This window comes from Sphingobacterium sp. UBA6317 (assembly GCF_002440385.1).
GTDB classification, from domain to species: domain Bacteria; phylum Bacteroidota; class Bacteroidia; order Sphingobacteriales; family Sphingobacteriaceae; genus Sphingobacterium; species Sphingobacterium multivorum.
This window is the reverse complement of record NZ_DJTD01000042.1, coordinates 32,142-48,667: the sequence shown is the minus strand read 5'-3', so window position 1 is coordinate 48,667 and position 16,526 is coordinate 32,142. Positions and strand designations below refer to the sequence as shown.

Annotated in this window: 8 protein-coding genes; 7 read left to right on the top strand and 1 reads right to left on the bottom strand. The window is 42.8% G+C overall.

Annotated elements, in window-relative coordinates; all coding sequences use genetic code 11:
- The first annotated feature begins 5 nt into the window (after nt 1-5).
- From B3E92_RS14030 to B3E92_RS14000, 7 genes are all read left to right on the top strand, one after another.
- Entirely contained in the window at nt 6-2,975 is a 2,970-nt protein-coding gene (locus B3E92_RS14030) for a SusC/RagA family TonB-linked outer membrane protein (RefSeq protein WP_286897276.1), read from the top strand.
- An 11-nt stretch (nt 2,976-2,986) separates the two neighbouring features.
- Nucleotides 2,987-4,582: a RagB/SusD family nutrient uptake outer membrane protein gene (locus B3E92_RS14025; protein WP_286897274.1), complete on the top strand. Its 1,596-nt coding sequence runs from the start codon at nt 2,987-2,989 to the stop codon at nt 4,580-4,582.
- A 214-nt stretch (nt 4,583-4,796) separates the two neighbouring features.
- On the top strand, nt 4,797-5,816 hold the full coding sequence (locus B3E92_RS14020; protein ID WP_286897272.1) for a SusE domain-containing protein: 1,020 nt from the start codon (nt 4,797-4,799) through the stop codon (nt 5,814-5,816).
- Nucleotides 5,817-5,819: 3 nt separating this feature from the next.
- Nucleotides 5,820-7,682 carry a glycoside hydrolase family 13 protein gene (locus tag B3E92_RS14015; RefSeq protein ID WP_286897271.1) on the top strand — a complete coding sequence of 621 codons (1,863 nt, stop codon included), beginning with the start codon at nt 5,820-5,822 and terminating at the stop codon, nt 7,680-7,682.
- A 33-nt stretch (nt 7,683-7,715) separates the two neighbouring features.
- The gene (pgmB, locus tag B3E92_RS14010) at nt 7,716-8,363 is read left to right on the top strand and encodes a beta-phosphoglucomutase (RefSeq protein WP_286897270.1); all 648 of its coding nucleotides are present in this window, start codon (nt 7,716-7,718) and stop codon (nt 8,361-8,363) included.
- 107 nt (nt 8,364-8,470) lie between these two features.
- The gene (locus tag B3E92_RS14005; RefSeq protein WP_286897269.1) at nt 8,471-10,780 is read left to right on the top strand and encodes a family 65 glycosyl hydrolase domain-containing protein; all 2,310 of its coding nucleotides are present in this window, start codon (nt 8,471-8,473) and stop codon (nt 10,778-10,780) included.
- A gap of 100 nt (nt 10,781-10,880) precedes the next feature.
- The gene (locus tag B3E92_RS14000) at nt 10,881-12,206 is read left to right on the top strand and encodes an MFS transporter (RefSeq protein WP_286897267.1); all 1,326 of its coding nucleotides are present in this window, start codon (nt 10,881-10,883) and stop codon (nt 12,204-12,206) included.
- A gap of 220 nt (nt 12,207-12,426) precedes the next feature.
- Here the strand turns inward: B3E92_RS14000 and B3E92_RS13995 are convergent, their stop codons facing one another.
- Nucleotides 12,427-16,383, bottom strand: a complete 3,957-nt coding sequence (locus B3E92_RS13995) for a hybrid sensor histidine kinase/response regulator transcription factor (RefSeq protein WP_286897266.1) — start codon at nt 16,381-16,383, stop codon at nt 12,427-12,429.
- Nucleotides 16,384-16,526 lie beyond the last annotated feature (143 nt).

Below are 16,526 nucleotides of genomic sequence, written 5' to 3'. Positions count from 1 at the left end.
ATTTTATGAACAAACAGCTATCACGTCCATTTTGGGCTCTGAGCATGCTACTCGGCGTAAGTGCTTCGGCATTTGCCCAACAGGCAACGCTAAAGGGGCGAGTAATGGACCAGAAGGGGAGTTCCTTGGTCGGTGCTACACTGCGCTTCGAGGATATTCAAAAATCACTGTCTACCAATGCGAATGGGGATTTTAGCTTGGATAGACTACAAACGGGGAAATTACGCCTGCGAGTCAGCATGGTCGGATACGCGAGCCTGGACACCTTAATCCAAATCAGTGATGGGCAGAATCCGTTAAACCTCTACCTTAAATCCAATACGAGTGCGCTGGATGAGGTTGTTGTGATTGGTTATGGTACACAAAAGAAAAGTGACCTGACGGGGTCAATCAGCACGGTGAGTTCTAAGGATTTTCAAAAAGGACAGATCTCCTCTCCCGAGCAACTCATTATGGGGAAAGTTCCGGGCGTACAGATTACAACAAGTGGGGGGCAGCCAGGCGCAGGAAGTACAATCCGGATCCGTTCCGGCGCTTCACTGAATGCCAGTAACGATCCATTGATCGTCGTGGATGGGATTCCTTTGGCTGGTGGCTCGGTATCCGGCGTAGCGAATCCATTAAGTTTGATTAACCCAAATGATATCGAGACATTTACCATCTTGAAAGATGCCAATGCAACGGCAATTTATGGATCGCGTGCATCGAATGGTGTCATCTTAATCACCACCAAAAAAGGCAGCCGCTCAGGAACACAGATCAACTTCTCTACACAGAACTCCTTGGCGACTGTGGCCAATAAAGTAAAACTGCTTAACGCGGATCAAATCCGCGATTATGTCAATACCAATGGCAGTGATGCCATGAAAAAATTGTTGGGAATAGCAAATACCGATTGGCAGGATGTGATTTATGGCAATGCCTTTACTACGGACAATAATGTTAACATTGCTTCCAGAGCTGGCAATATGCCTTACCGTATTTCTGCTGGTTATATGAATCAGGATGGTGTGCTGAAAAATGATAACTTAAAACGGACCACCGCGGCATTGGCCTTGACACCGAAATTTCTGGACAATCACCTTTCGCTGGATGTGAATGTACGTGGTACCTGGTCGAAATCGAAATTTGCTACGCAAGATGCGATCGGGTCAGCGATTCAGTTCGATCCCACCCAACCTGTTTATGTCGATGATAAGGATAGTTTTGGCGGATATTATGAGTGGGTTCAGGGCGGGAAACCCAATCCAAATGCACCTCGAAATCCTTTGGCCTTATTGGATCTGCGCAAAGATAATGGCGATGTTTTCAGAAGCATTGGAAATGCAAAAGTGGATTATAGTTTCCATTTCCTTCCCGAGTTACACGCCAACTTAAACGTCGGCTACGATCTGGCGCGTTCAAAAGGGAATACATTTACGCCGGCTATTGCTGCACGTAATTTCAATGAAGGTGGTGAAAGAACGCAATATAAAACCGATATCAACAATAAAACACTCGAGTTTTATCTAAAGTATGATAAAGAATTACCTACAATCAAAAGTACGATAGACGCGACACTAGGCTATGGTTACTATAAAAATAGTAGTAAAGTATACAATTTTAACCGTACAAATGCCGAAGGTGATAAGATCTTAAATGAACCAACGCGACCTTTTGATAAACCCGAAAACCTGTTGATTTCCTATTACGGACGTTTGATCTATACCTACGACAATCGTTATGTCCTTTCTGGAACCTTGCGGACAGATGGTTCTTCCCGTTTTAGCCCGGATAACCGCTGGGGATATTTCCCTTCTGTCGGTTTTACCTGGCGCGCGAAAAATGAAGGCTTTTTAAAAGAAATAGCTGCGGTTTCGGAGTTGAAACTTCGTTTAAGTTATGGAAAGACCGGTCAGCAAGACGGTATTGCCAACTATTCTTATTTGCCTAATTACACCATAAGTGGTAATGAATCCATGTATCGATTTGGTAATGAGTATTATTACCTGAATTCGCCGGTCGCCTACGATCAAGATATCCGCTGGGAGAGTACAACGACCTACAATGCTGGAGTTGATTTTGGTTTCGCTAACAATCTATTCTATGGTAGCATAGACTACTATTCGAAAAAGACCAAGGACCTGCTCAGTACCATTCCAGTTCCTGTAGGATCAAACTTTAGCAACTTTTTGTTGACGAATGTCGGTAATATGGAGAATCAGGGTCTGGAGTTTAACCTGCATTACGTTCCGGTAAAAACAGAAAATTCGTCGTTGGATCTTGGTTTCAATGTGACTTATAATAGAAGCAAAGTGACCAACCTGACGCAGAGCGATGATCCAAACTTTATCGTGGAGACCGGTAGTATTCGTGGTGGAACAGGGGGGAATATCCAGGCACATAAGGTGAATTTCATGCCCAATAGTTTCAATGTGTTCCAGCAGGTATATGATGAACAGGGGCATCCTGTAGAAGGGGTCTATGTTGACCGCAATGGCGACGGCGTGATCAGCGATAACGACCGTTACCTATACAAATCACCTTTACCGAAATACCTTTTGGGTTTTACGGCGGCATACAGTTACAAAAAATGGTCGGCAAGCACCGTATTGCGCGCAAGTTTGGATAATTATGTGTACGACAATGTTTCATCCAACCTAGGCAGTGGCGCGAACATCAACGATCAGGCGGTTTTGGTGATCAACAATGCCCCGGTGGATTTTTTGAATACCAATTTTCTACTCAAGCAGTTACGAAGCGACTATTACATCAAAAATGCGTCATTCTTGAAAATGGATAATGTCAATCTGAGTTATAACCTCGGAAAATTTATTCGGAACAGCAAAGCTTCGATGTCTATTTCTGCCACTGTACAAAATGTATTTACCATCACCAAGTACAAAGGAGTTGATCCAGAAATATCCAATGGTATAGACGACCGTTTCTATCCAAGACCAAGAACTTATGTATTGGGTGTAAATGTGAGTTTTTAAATGATATAACAATGAAAAAATTAAATAAATATATAGGCGCTTGCCTGCTCGCCATCGCATTGAGCAGCTGCCACAAGGATTTGGATTTAAAGCCGACTAATGATGTCACCGCAGATATTGCTTATAAAGATTTTAAAGGTTATACCTCATCATTTGCAAGATTGTATGGATCATTGACTTTAACGAGCACATCGGGGCCGAATAATACAGACTTAGGTGGTTTAGATGCCGGAACATCGGATTTTTTACGTCTTTTTTGGAATGCGCAAGAACTTACTACCGATGAAGCTGCTTGCGCCTGGCTTAATGACCCGGGAATTAGTGGTTTGGATTACCTCAATTTTGACGATAGCAATCCCATGCTCCGCGGTCTTTACACGCGTTGTGTCTACAGTGCTACCCTTGTCAATGAATTTTTAAGAGAGAGCACGGATGCTAAATTGGCCGAACGCGGTATTTCAGATGCCGACAAAAAAGAGATCGCTTATTATCGTGCCGAAGCAAGATTCTTACGTGCTTACAACTATTGGGTTCTACTTGATCTATTCGGAAATCCACCTTTTGTAACCGAAGAAACTTCAGTAGGCAAAGTATCACCGCCACAGATCAAACGACCTGAGCTTTTCGCGTATGTGGAGAAAGAACTGCTGGAGGTTGCTGGTCAGCTCAAAGGTGCCAAACAGAATGTTTATGGTCGTGTGGACCAAGTAGCGGCATGGGGGCTATTGGCTCGTTTATACCTCAACGCTGAAGTCTACCTGGGGGCCGGTAATAAGAAATATACCGAAGCCATCACGTATTCAGAAAAGGTATTGAACTCGGGCTATAGCTTGGGGACAAATTACCGGGAGCTCTTCTATGCAGATAATGATGTGAACAACACCGAATTTATTTTTTATCTGCCTTACGATGGAACCAAAACACAGAGCAAGGGGGGAACGACTTATCTGATCAATGCAGCTATCGACGCGACCATGAATCCCACTTCTTTTGGTGTGCCTGGCGGCGGTTGGGCCGGAAATCGGACGCGTGACAATATCGCAACCATTTTCGGTGACTACTCCGGAGCAACGGACAAAAGGGCAATGTTTCACTTAAATACAAGCGTAAAAATAGAAGATATCGCTGTCTATAAGCAGGGGTTGGCAGTTACTAAATTCCGGAATGTGAACAAAGACGGAAAAACTGCTCCTCCAGCAGCTGAAGGTTTTGTAGCATCGGTGGACTTTCCATTAATTCGATTGGCAGAGATGAACCTGATTTACGCCGAAGCAACTTTACGGGGTGGCTCCGGTGGTAACGTGGCTAAAGCATTGGATTACGTCAACAAGTTGCGTGTGCGTGCCTATGGCAACAACAGTGGGAATTTGGCAAACCTCTCGCTGGACGATGTACTCAACGAGCGTGTGAAAGAGCTGTATTGGGAAGGGTTTAGACGTTCGGATTTAATTCGTTACGGCAAATTTACGGGCGATAATTACCTCTGGCCTTTTAAAGGAGGTGTGTTAGCCGGTCAAGCTGTGCCAGCTTATAGAACACTGTTCCCGCTTCCGGCTTCAGATATAATCGCGAACTCCAATCTTGTACAGAATCCCGGCTATAATTAATCAGCATCGGAAAAGGAGAATTTATTCCAATGAAAGACGAATCTACAACTCCTGATTGAGTTTGGATGCGGTAAGCTTCTTCTGATCGATGTGGCCATACCTGTACTAAGAAAATTGTTGACAGATGAAACCGAGCAATGCATATTGATCGGCGCACAGGACGGTAAATATTTGCCCTGAGCGTTCATCAGCTATTGAAAACAAAATAAAACAGATGAAAACTAGACACTATATCGGAATCATGCTGCTGTTTATAGCGCTATTCCAAAGTTGTAAAAAAGACGAAACGCGGGCCATATTGGCTAGTGATGAAGGTATAAAGCCAGCGACTTTAAGCCTTGATAAAAATAATGTAACCCTGTCTAAAGATAATTCAAAGGACACGGTACTGCACTTAACTATGATTCAGCCTGACTTTGGTTTTCAGGCGGCAGTAACCAACGTACTCCAGTTTGGGCTCAAAGGAGACAATTTTAAAACAGTAAAAGAAGTTGTTATTCCGAGTGGTCGGACAACAGTTGGTTTTACAGGTTATGAATTGAATAGCTACTTACTTTCTCTTGGTGTTCCGACAGGAACGGCTTCTGACTTTGATGTACGTCTGAAGTCAAGTATCAATGCTAAAATTACGGTCGTGTTTTCGGCTTTGGCAAGCCTGAAAGCAGTTCCCTTTGCTTCAACCAGCTATCTGTATGTTCCAGGCGCTTATCAGGGATGGGATCCAGCCACAGCTGAGTCGTTAGTTTCCCCAACAAGTAACGGTATCTATACAGGCATTATCTTATTTCCGGAAGTGAATTCAGAATTTAAGATTACAACTGAACGCAATTGGGCGAATTCTTATGGACAAACTGCAGATGGTAAAATCGCATTTAATGGCGGTGGAAATATAAAAGCGCCGCGTGCAGGTAATCTGGAAATCGAGGTCAACACAACTGCCAATACCATTTCATTTAAAGATCACAACTGGGGCATTATTGGCAGCGCGACACCGAAAGGTTGGGATGCCGATACAGATATGAAGTTTGATAATGCCAACCAGGTATGGAAGCTCACAGTGAGCTTGACGGCAGGAGAGATCAAATTCCGTAAAAATCACGATTGGGGAACCAATTTTGGCGGGGCAAATGGAACTTTAGCGGCTGGTGGTGCCAATATCGCGGTTGCCAGTGCCGGTACCTACGCTATTGTCGTGGATTTCAATGCAAATACCTATACGCTGACAAAGAAATAGCAAATGATGTTTAAAATAAATAAAAATATTACCACAGTAATCGTGGCGCTAACAGTGCTTGGATGGAGCCCCTTATTGGGGCAATCCATTCAACGTGTAGAACCTTTAAACTGGTGGGTAGGCATGGAAAATCCAACCTTGCAGCTTGTTGTCTATGGACCCCAGATCGGAAAAAGTGAGGTGCAAGTGGAGGATAAAGGAATAGAATTGGTAAAAATCAATCGGGTGGAAAATCCCAATTACCTGTTTTTGGATGTCAAGGTGGCTGCTTCGGCCCAACCGGGATGGTCAACTTTTACCTTTCGTCAAGGAAAGAAAAAACTGACTTATCGTTATGAGTTGAAGCAAAGAGATCAAAAAGTAAAAGCGCAAGGAGTAAACAGTGCCGATTTGATCTATCTGATTATGCCTGATCGTTTTGCCAATGGAAATAAGGCAAATGATCAAGTGAAAGGTATGTTGGATATGAGCTTGAACCGGGATTCAATGTACTTGCGTCATGGTGGCGATTTGGAAGGTATTATCGGGAAACTGGATTACCTGCAAGATCTTGGTGTTACATCCTTGTGGCTGACTCCCGTGTTGACCAATGACATGCCACAGGCCTCGTACCATGGTTATGCCAATACCGAAACATATCATATAGACCCTCGCTTTGGCAGCAATGACACTTATGTGCAATTAGGCGAACAGCTCCACCGGCGTCAGATGAAATTGATTTTTGATGTGGTGCCCAATCATATTGGAAGTTATCATTGGACGGTGAAAGACAAACCGATGGCAGACTGGCTCAATGAATGGCCTTCCTATACGCAGACATCCTACAAAGATCAGGCTGTTTTTGATCCTTATGCCTCGGCAGATGACAAAAAGAAAATGGTCAAAGGTTGGTTTGTTCCCACCATGCCCGATATGAACGAACAGAATCCATACGTTCAAAATTACCTGACCCAAAGCCATATCTGGTGGATAGAGACCGCAGCAATAGACGGATTCCGAATAGATACCTATCCGTACAATGATCTGGATTTTATGGCTAAATGGACCGATCGCATTCTGCAGGAGTATCCAAAGTTTACCTTTTTTGGGGAGACATGGGTACACGGGGTTGCCAATCAGGCTTATTTTCTGGGCGGAAAACGAGTTGGTCAGGACGTGGATTCCAAGTTGATGGGCGTAACCGATTTTCAGCTTAATTATGCCATAGGTGATGCGCTCAACCAAAAGACAGAATGGACTGCCGGAGCCAATAAATTATATTCGACCCTGGCCTCAGATTTTCTATATCCACATCCAGAGCAAAATGTGCTTTTTTTGGATAACCACGATAAGGATCGTTTTTTCTCCGTTGTAGGCGAAAACGTGCAGAAATATAAATCAGCAATGGCTTGGCTTATGACAACAAGGGGTATCCCACAGTTGTACTATGGAGCTGAAATTCTGATGAAGAATTTCTCTAATCCCGACGGCTTGCTAAGGGAAGACTTTCAGGGTGGTTTTATAGGTGACAAATCGAATAAATTTACAGCTGACGGAAGAACGAAAGCCGAGCAGGATATGTGGAGTTATGTGCAGACCTTAGCCAATTACCGAAAACAACATACCGTTCTGCAAACCGGTAAAACGATGCAATATGTGCCCGAAGATGGCGTATATGTTTATTTCCGTTACAACGAAAAGCAAACTGTTATGGTCGTGATGAATTGCAATGATGTCGCGAAGGAACTTAAACTCGATCGCTTTAGGGAACGAAATAACCAGGTGAAGTCCTATTTCGATATTATTCAAAAGCAAGAGACCAATCCAGTTGACCATAGCTTGAAGTTGGACGCTTACGAGACTAAAGTGTTTGAGCTTAAGTTTTAACACAATTTAAAATTCTATAGAATTCATTTTTCGATGATTAATTATAATACTGTAAAAGCCGTAATATTTGATTTGGACGGTGTGTTGGTGGATACGGCGGTCTACCATTTTCAAGCCTGGCACAGATTGGCAGAAGGCTTGGGTTATTCGTTTTCTCTTGTTGACAATGAACAGTTGAAAGGGGTCAGTCGCATTGAATCCCTCGAGCTTATTTTAAAATGGGCGGGGGCGAAAATATCCGATGCTGAAAAAGCGGATTTGCTGTCACTTAAAAACAAATGGTACTTGGAGCTGATTGAACAACTCAGCCCTGACCACTTGCTTTCAGGTAGTTTGGATCTATTAGAAAAACTCCGGAAAAAGAGAATTAAGATTGCATTGGGGTCAGCCAGCAAGAACGCGATGGGCATCCTTGAAAAAACGGGGATTATCAGCTATTTCGACACATTGATTGATGGAAATGTGGTGCAACTGTCTAAACCTAATCCAGCAGTTTTCCTGAAGGGAGCTGAGGCTTTGGGAATTGAGCCGGCATGCTGTCTCGTGCTGGAAGATGCCCAGGCGGGGATCGATGCGGCAAGGGCAGCCGGCATGCAGGTCATAGGGATTGGGCAGGCTGAACATCTTAACGGAGCAGATTTAGTGGTAGCCGATTTAGGAGCCTTAGTCGATAAATTTTAAATTTTAGGAGCAATTCAAGTGATGGAAGCAAGGCGTAGATCATATTGGCAAAGAAGACCAGAATGATTGAGGCAGAGTATCCGTCGCGCATTGAAAAAAATATAAAGATGAAAACATATATCAAACATAACCCTTGGCAAATTATCGAAGACACCTTTCGTCCCGAACATAATGAATTTTCGGAAAGTATCTTCGCTATTGGTAATGGTCGGATGGGGCAGAGGGCTAATTTTGAAGAAGAATTCAGCGGGAAGTCGTTACAGGGATCGTACCTAGCGGGTATTTATTATCCTGACAAAACACGCGTGGGCTGGTGGAAAAATGGGTATCCCGAATATTTTGCCAAGGTCATCAATTCCATCGATTGGATAGGCCTACATATTCTAGTGAATGGGCAGGTTCTCGACCTAAACAAAGTTGCGGTCAAATCTTTTGAACGTCGCCTGGATATGCAAAATGGGGTTTTATACCGCAGTTTTATTGTGGAAATGCCCGATGGGGCACAGTTGAAGGTTGAAGCAAGCCGGATGTATCATCTGTTTGCTTCGGAAACAGCTTCATTACAGTACAACATACAGGCACTTTCCGGTCCGATTGCTTTGGAGGTCCGCTCGCATTTAAATGCTGAAGTTGTCAATCGAGACAGTAACTACGACGAGCAATTTTGGGAAAGCACAGCGCAGGGAAGAGATGGTGAAAATACCTTTGTGGCGGCGCGTACCAAGAAAACTGGCTTTGAGGTGTACGCCCTGCTTACAACTACCGTGACAGGACCTACAGCCGTTGTCGAAGTGCAAGATACGGTGACAAGTCGAGGCTGTATAGCAGAAATTTATAAGACCGAGCTAACCGAATCTCAAATTTGTCGCGTTGAAAAGCGAGTTTCCATTGTTACATCACAGAACCATGTGTCGGCAGAGCTAGAAGTGGCTGCTTCGGTCAATTTACATAAGCTAGATGCACTGAGCTATGAGCAACTAAAGGAGAAACAAGCTGCAGCTTGGCAAGCGATCTGGGCAGAAAGTGACATTGAAATCAGTGGTGATGTCGCTGCGCAGCAGGCTATACGCTATAATATATTTCAGCTCAACCAGACCTATACCGGCGAAGATGAGCGACTCAATATTGGTCCGAAAGGTTTTACCGGAGAAAAATATGGCGGTGTCACCTATTGGGATACTGAAGCTTATTGTATTCCTTTTTACCTCGCAACACAATCTCCAAATATTGCGCGTAACTTGTTGATTTATCGTCATCAGCAATTGGGTAAAGCCATCGAAAACGCCGCTAAACTTGGCTTTACCAATGGAGCTGCACTTTATCCCATGGTGACGATTAATGGTGAGGAATGCCATAATGAATGGGAAATTACGTTTGAGGAAATTCATCGCAATGGAGCTATTGCATTCGCGATTTATAACTATGTCCGTTACACCGGTGATCAGGACTACATCTGGTCACACGGCTTGGAAGTCTTGATTGCGATAAGCCGATTCTGGGCACAGCGCGTTAATTGGAGCGCTGAGCGCCAGCAATATGTCATGTTGGGGGTGACGGGACCAAACGAGTATGAAAACAACGTGAACAACAACTGGTATACCAATCGGATTGCTTCCTGGTGCCTAGAATATACACTGGACTGTTTAAACAAGCTGGCGCAGCTGAACTCCGACATTGCTGACGCATTAAAAACGAAGTTAGCCATAGGAGCGGAGGAACAGGAAAAATGGCAGCATATTATCGATAACATGTATTATCCTTTTGATGCGCAGCGCGGGGTGTTTCTGCAACAGGATGGTTTCCTCGACAAAGAGTTAATTCCTGTGGCCGAACTTGATCCGGCTCAACGACCGATCAACCAGCGTTGGAGCTGGGATAGGATTCTACGTTCCTGTTACATCAAACAGGCCGATGTGCTGCAGGGCTTTTACTTTCTCGAAGACCAGTTTGATCTTGAAGCCTTAAGGCGACATTATGAATTCTATGAGCCGTTTACGGTACATGAAAGCTCGCTTTCTCCTTGCGTCCATGCGATATTGGCTGCTAAGTTGAATAAACCAGAAAAAGCCTATGAATTCTATCTGCGGACCTCTCGTTTGGATCTGGATGATTATAATAACGATACCGAAGACGGTTTACATATCACTTCCATGGCGGGTACCTGGATGACAATCGTAGAGGGCTTTGCAGGAATGCGGATTAAGGACGGAAAACTGTATTTAAATCCAATGTTGCCTAAAGAGTGGGAAGGGTATAAATTCCGTGTCTTATTTCGCGGTGCGACCTTGTTGATTGCGGTACGGTCGGATGGATTTACGATCGAAAATGACAGTGACACTGCGGCCCATATCCAGACGGAGGCAGAAGCTTTCATTCTGGCTGCACAAAGCAAAAAGCAGGTGTTTCAGGTTCGGTAAGCCCCTGTTTTCAGCAGCGTAAGAACCAATCTTATCCTGCTGAAAATAGGGATTAAGTGATAATTAAATTGTATTTTGTCTTAAATTTTGATAGCCTATTATGGGAAATAAACCTGAATTAAATATTAGCCAGGTCATCAATATGAGTTTTGGGTTTTTGGGCATACAAATGGGGTTTGCCTTACAAAACGGCAATGCTTCCCGTATTCTACAGACATTTGGTGCTGATGTAGAACACCTGTCGCTGTTTTGGCTTGCGGCTCCGATTACGGGGATGATTGTGCAGCCAATTATCGGGCATTATAGCGATCGAACCTGGAATAAATTGGGGCGTCGTCGGCCTTATATTTTGGTGGGTGCACTGCTGACCACCATAACCCTGTTTTTGATGCCGAATGCAGCAGTATTTACCACATTGCTAGCACCACTTTGGATAGGAGCAGGACTATTAATGTTTATGGATGCTTCCATCAATGTGACAATGGAGCCCTTTAGAGCCTTAATTGGCGATAATCTACCGAGCAACCAACGTAGTCTTGGATTCTCCGTACAAACCTTTCTGATCGGTATTGGAGCCGTATTGGGATCCTTACTTCCCTTTATACTGACAAAATATTTTCATGTACAGGGAACTTCCGAAGTTGGTCAGGTGCCAAACAATGTGATATATTCTTTTTATTTTGGTGGTTTTGTACTGCTTCTAACGGTGTTGTGGTCGGTGTTTAAAACGAAGGAATATACGCCACAGGAATTACGGTCATTTTCCGATACCATGGTGGTTGAACAGGAGACAGCGCCAAAATTTGGTTTGCGCGCTATTGCCAGCGATATTGGTAAGATGCCATTGATCATGCGCAAACTCGGTTGGGTTCAATTCTTTTCCTGGTTTGCCCTTTTTATGATGTGGGTATATACAACTCCTGCGATTGCAGATTCGGTTTTTTACCTGCGGGAAGGAAATCGGCAGGATCTTTATATGGAGGCGGCCAATTGGGTGGGCGTGCTTTTTGGTATTTACAATGGGGTATCGGCTCTATATGCTTTGTTTATTCCGCGGATAGCCAAACAGCTCGGACGTGGAAAAACGCATGCGCTTGGGCTTTCCATTGGAGGACTCTCGTTGATTTCACTGTTTCTGATTAAAGATGCTAATCTGCTGATTCTTCCCATGATCGGTATTGGTATTGCTTGGGGAAGTATTTTAGCGATGCCTTATGCCATTTTGAGCGATCACCTGCCTGCAGGGAAAATGGGGGTTTATATGGGTCTTTTCAATTTCTTCATTACCTTACCACAGATTGTATGTGGATTTTTTGGAGGAATGATCATCAAATATTTTTTTCATAGCCAATCCATTTATGGCTTGTTGTTGGCCGGTGTATTTATGCTGCTGGCTGCATTCTTTGTTCCCAAGAGTAAACGCTAAGATCATTATCGTAGACGTAGTAAATAGAGCTTACGTCTACGATTTTCTGCTCACTTGGCCCAGCTCCTGCAATTGGATTTTCATCATCTCCTTAAGTATACTAATTTGCTTTAGTTAGCACGGCTCGCTTTTAGACAGCGGGATAATTTCGTTCGATTTACTAAAACTTGTGCGTATCATTTGCTGAAAAATGCACCATCATTTGCTGAACACGTATGCATTATTTACTGTTTTCAAGAATATAGTTGCTCGGCGACATACCATAATGTTTATGGAAGTCCCTGGAAAAATTGGATTGCACGGTGTAACCTACCATCGTTGATACTTGGGTAATGTTGTATTCTTTCTGAGTAAGCAGTTCTGCCGCTTTTTTTAATCGTGAAATATTGATCAATTCATTGGGTGTTAGGTCGGAGAGTCCTTTGATTTTACGGTAAAGGGTCGGACGACTCATATGCATCAGTTTGGCCAGTTCATCCACATTAAGGTCTATCGCTGAAATATTCTCATAAATAACCGTATTGAGCTGACTGATGAAATCTTTGTCAGGACCCGAAACGTTGATATCTATTAAGTTGGAGCTGAGGGTGTTAGTGAAGTAATTCTTGATAATTTTTCGGTTCTTGAGAATATTGCGTATTTGTACCATGAGGAATTCAAGCGAAAAAGGTTTTTCGATATAAGCATCGGCACCATTTTTTAATCCCTGAATTTTGGAATCCAATGCATTTTTTGCGGTCAGAAAGATCACGGGAATATGACTATAGAGAATATCTGTTTTGATACGTCTGCATAAAGCTAGGCCATCCATAATAGGCATCATGATGTCTGTCAGTACCAGTTGTACATTCTCCTGGTCTAATATTTCGAGCGCTTCGGCACCATTGCCGGCTCGTAGGATTATATAGCTGGTTTTTAATTCTTTATTGAGGTAGGCAAGAATTTCTTTATTGTCTTCGACGAGTAGAATCACCGGTTTTTCTTCCTCCTGCTCGTCTGGTTTATCATTTAATACATGATCGTCATTATCTTCCTGAAAAGATTTGATGTCCAGTGATTGTTCTTGAAAAATCGGTACAGACAGCAGGAATATATTGCGGTTTTCTTCCAGATAGACAAGTGACAAGGTTCCTTGGTGCAATTCGACCAAGGAGCGGGATAGGGGAAGGCCAATACCTGTCCCCGTATCTTTATCGGATTCGTTCAATCGATAAAATGGTTCAAATATTTTTTCTCTTTTTTCATAAGGAATAAGCTCACCATCATTCTTAAATTCGATATTGAACATAATATCATCGCTATTAAAAGGGAGGAGCCTGACATAGACTTCTTCATCTGCATATTTGATGGCGTTGTGAATAAGATTAGTAAAGATTTTTCGGAGAGCTTCCTCATCCACATAAGCAGCGAGACTGATACGTGGCAGGCTAAGCTCATAATGCAACTGTTTATCTTTTGCAAGATAATTTAGGTCGTGGAATACTTCGGATAGGAGTGTGTTGATGTCCGTTTTAGTAAAAATAAGGCTCATATTGTTGGTTTCTGCTTTTCTAAAATCCAGTAGTTGGTTGGTCAGGCGAATTAAACGCGCTGTATTCTTTTCAATTAGTGCGAGATCCTTGGCTGTGTCGCTATCGGTAAATTTCTGTTGGTTTATTATCTTCTCAAGGGGCATTTTGATCAGGGTGAGTGGCGTACGAATTTCGTGGGCCAGATTGGTAAAAAACTCCAGTTTGAGATTATAAATTTCCTGTTCTTTTTTTCGTTCATAGCTATCCATCTTTTGACCATTATTGGCCTTTATAAGTAGAAAATAATACCGTAATACGAGCAGTATAATCGTACCAAAGCTCACAAAATAAAGTAAGTACGCCCAGCTTGATTGCCACCAGGGGGGCGAAACAATGATGAGCAGTTTTTTTTCTGTCGGATTCCAGACGCTGTTGTTATTTGCACCCCTGAACTTAAACGTATACGTACCTGGTGGAAGTTTATTGTAATAGATTTTTTGATTTCCCGTAATATCGGTCCAGCCTTTATCATAACCTTCCATGATATAACGATAGGGATTGCTCTTTGGGGAAACAAAGCTCAAGGCTGCTATATGGAAGCTGATATTGGAATTGTCGTAGGTTAAGTGTATCTCTTTTGATAGGGAGATGGATTCTTTGAGTATGCCATTTTCACGAACCGGCACATTGACATTGTTGATCTGAATGCCGCTGATGAATATGGGTGGAATAAAACTGTTCTTAATGGATTTTGTGGGGTTGAAGCTTACCATTCCTTTGATAGTCCCGAAATATAAAGTTCCGTCGCTATCTTTAAAAGCCGAATTATAATTAAACTGATCTGCGGGAAGCCCATCTCTGGAGGTATAGATGACCCTTCGAGGGACACCCTCGTCCAGCCGGACCAGTCCACCGCCGGTCGATATCCAGATGCTGTTGTTGTCGTCTTCCAAGACCTTGAATACTTGATTAGAAGGTAAACCGGATTCGGTCAGGTAGTTGGTGAAACGTCCATCACGGCGGTATTTCGAAAGGCCGCTTTCGGTGCAAAACCATAAATTCTTTTTGCTGTCTTCAAATAGGCCGTTGACGTAATTATTGACGAGTGTATTTTGTTTACCTTGTTCGGACAGCAAATGCTGTATTTCTCCCGAGCTGCGGTTATACTGGAAGATCCCACTGCCATAGGTATTGATCCAGAGTATACCATATTCATCTTCATAAATGCCTTGTATCCATGCTTGAATAGGAAGGAGATCAAAACTGTCCTTATTTTTGTTGTAGGCGTATAAAGCGCGGTCTGTGCCAACAAACATCGTATTGTCTTTGGACTTATAAATGCATACGGCGAAGCTACTTTGTAAGGGACCTTGGCCGATGCGGTCATAGTGCTTTTTTAATTTTCCAGTCTTTACGTCGAGAATGTCAAGTCCATGTGTGGTGGATCCTACCCAAAGATCGTCGCCGATTGTTGCCAAGCCATGGACATTGTTATGCGCAATACTGCCTTTTTTTCCGTTGGCAAGGAAATGCTGGATTTGTTGTGTTTGGGCATCTATTTTGTTCAATCCGCCATCTTCTGTTCCGATCCAGAAATTTCCATAGCGATCTTTTTTGATATCGTGTACAATATTACCTGATAGGGCTGATTTTCCAAATCCGGACAAATACTTCTTGAAATTGTCGAATTGGTTGCTGTATTGGTTAAAGCCACCGAAAAATGTTCCAAACCAGATATTGTCTTCACGGTCCCGATAGAAATTCAGGACAGCATTGTCAGAAATGGCAAATGGATTGAGCAGGTCTTTTTTGATGTGTTGGCTCTGGCCTGTGTGAATATCATAGGTGTATATTCCGGTTTCAGTTCCAATCCAGTATGTCGACTCTGTTTGTTGAATAATACAGTTTGCCTGAATGACTTTGTTGGGGTAATGACTTGCAAATAGATTTTTTAATGTGCCATTTTTGAAATCAAACAAATAAGCCGAATTGATTGTTCCGACCATTAGCAATGAATCGTTGATCGCATACACGGTTTTGGTATTCGCTAGTGTTTGTCGATCGATTTTTTTAAGATCAACAGGGAAAAATTTACCCGTATTAACCTGATACCGTAGTATTGTACTGTTATTGTCTGTTACCCACAACCCACCTTTCTTACTGCTGGTGATCGCTACTAGGGTATTTTTGTTGAGATCAAATGGGAATATTTCTCCTGTATAAGAATTGTAACGGTACAGTTTTCCATTGGAAAGCAACCATATAAAGCCTGCGTATTCGTGTATGGCATTTACTTCACCGATGGGTATGAGCTTGAATGGTTTGAAATCTTCTTTTATAGGATCGTAACGATAGGCACCCCGTGTGGTACCCACCCATAGGACACCTTTGCTATCTGTGAGGAGGCTTAAAATAGATGAACTTCCGATACTTGTCGAATCTGAAGCATTGTGTCGAAATATTTTAAATTGATTACCGTCAAAACGATTAAGGCCATTCCTCGTTCCTAGCCACAGAAAACCCTGAATATCTTGTGTAATACATTTGACCGTACTATTGGAAAGGCCATCGTGGGTCTGATAATTTTTAAAATAGATGGATTGTGCCTGCAGGTTGATAACTGCCAGCAAGATATACAAAAGGAGTATGGTGGTTATTCTTTTCAAAACTGATTACGTTGAACTAAAAATAGGCAATTAAAAGATAAAAAAGAGTTTTACTGATACGCTTTGATATAAAATTGAGACGCTCTGATTGGACGAGATACAAGGATTTGCGCATTTTTATAAAACAATAATAACCAAATATA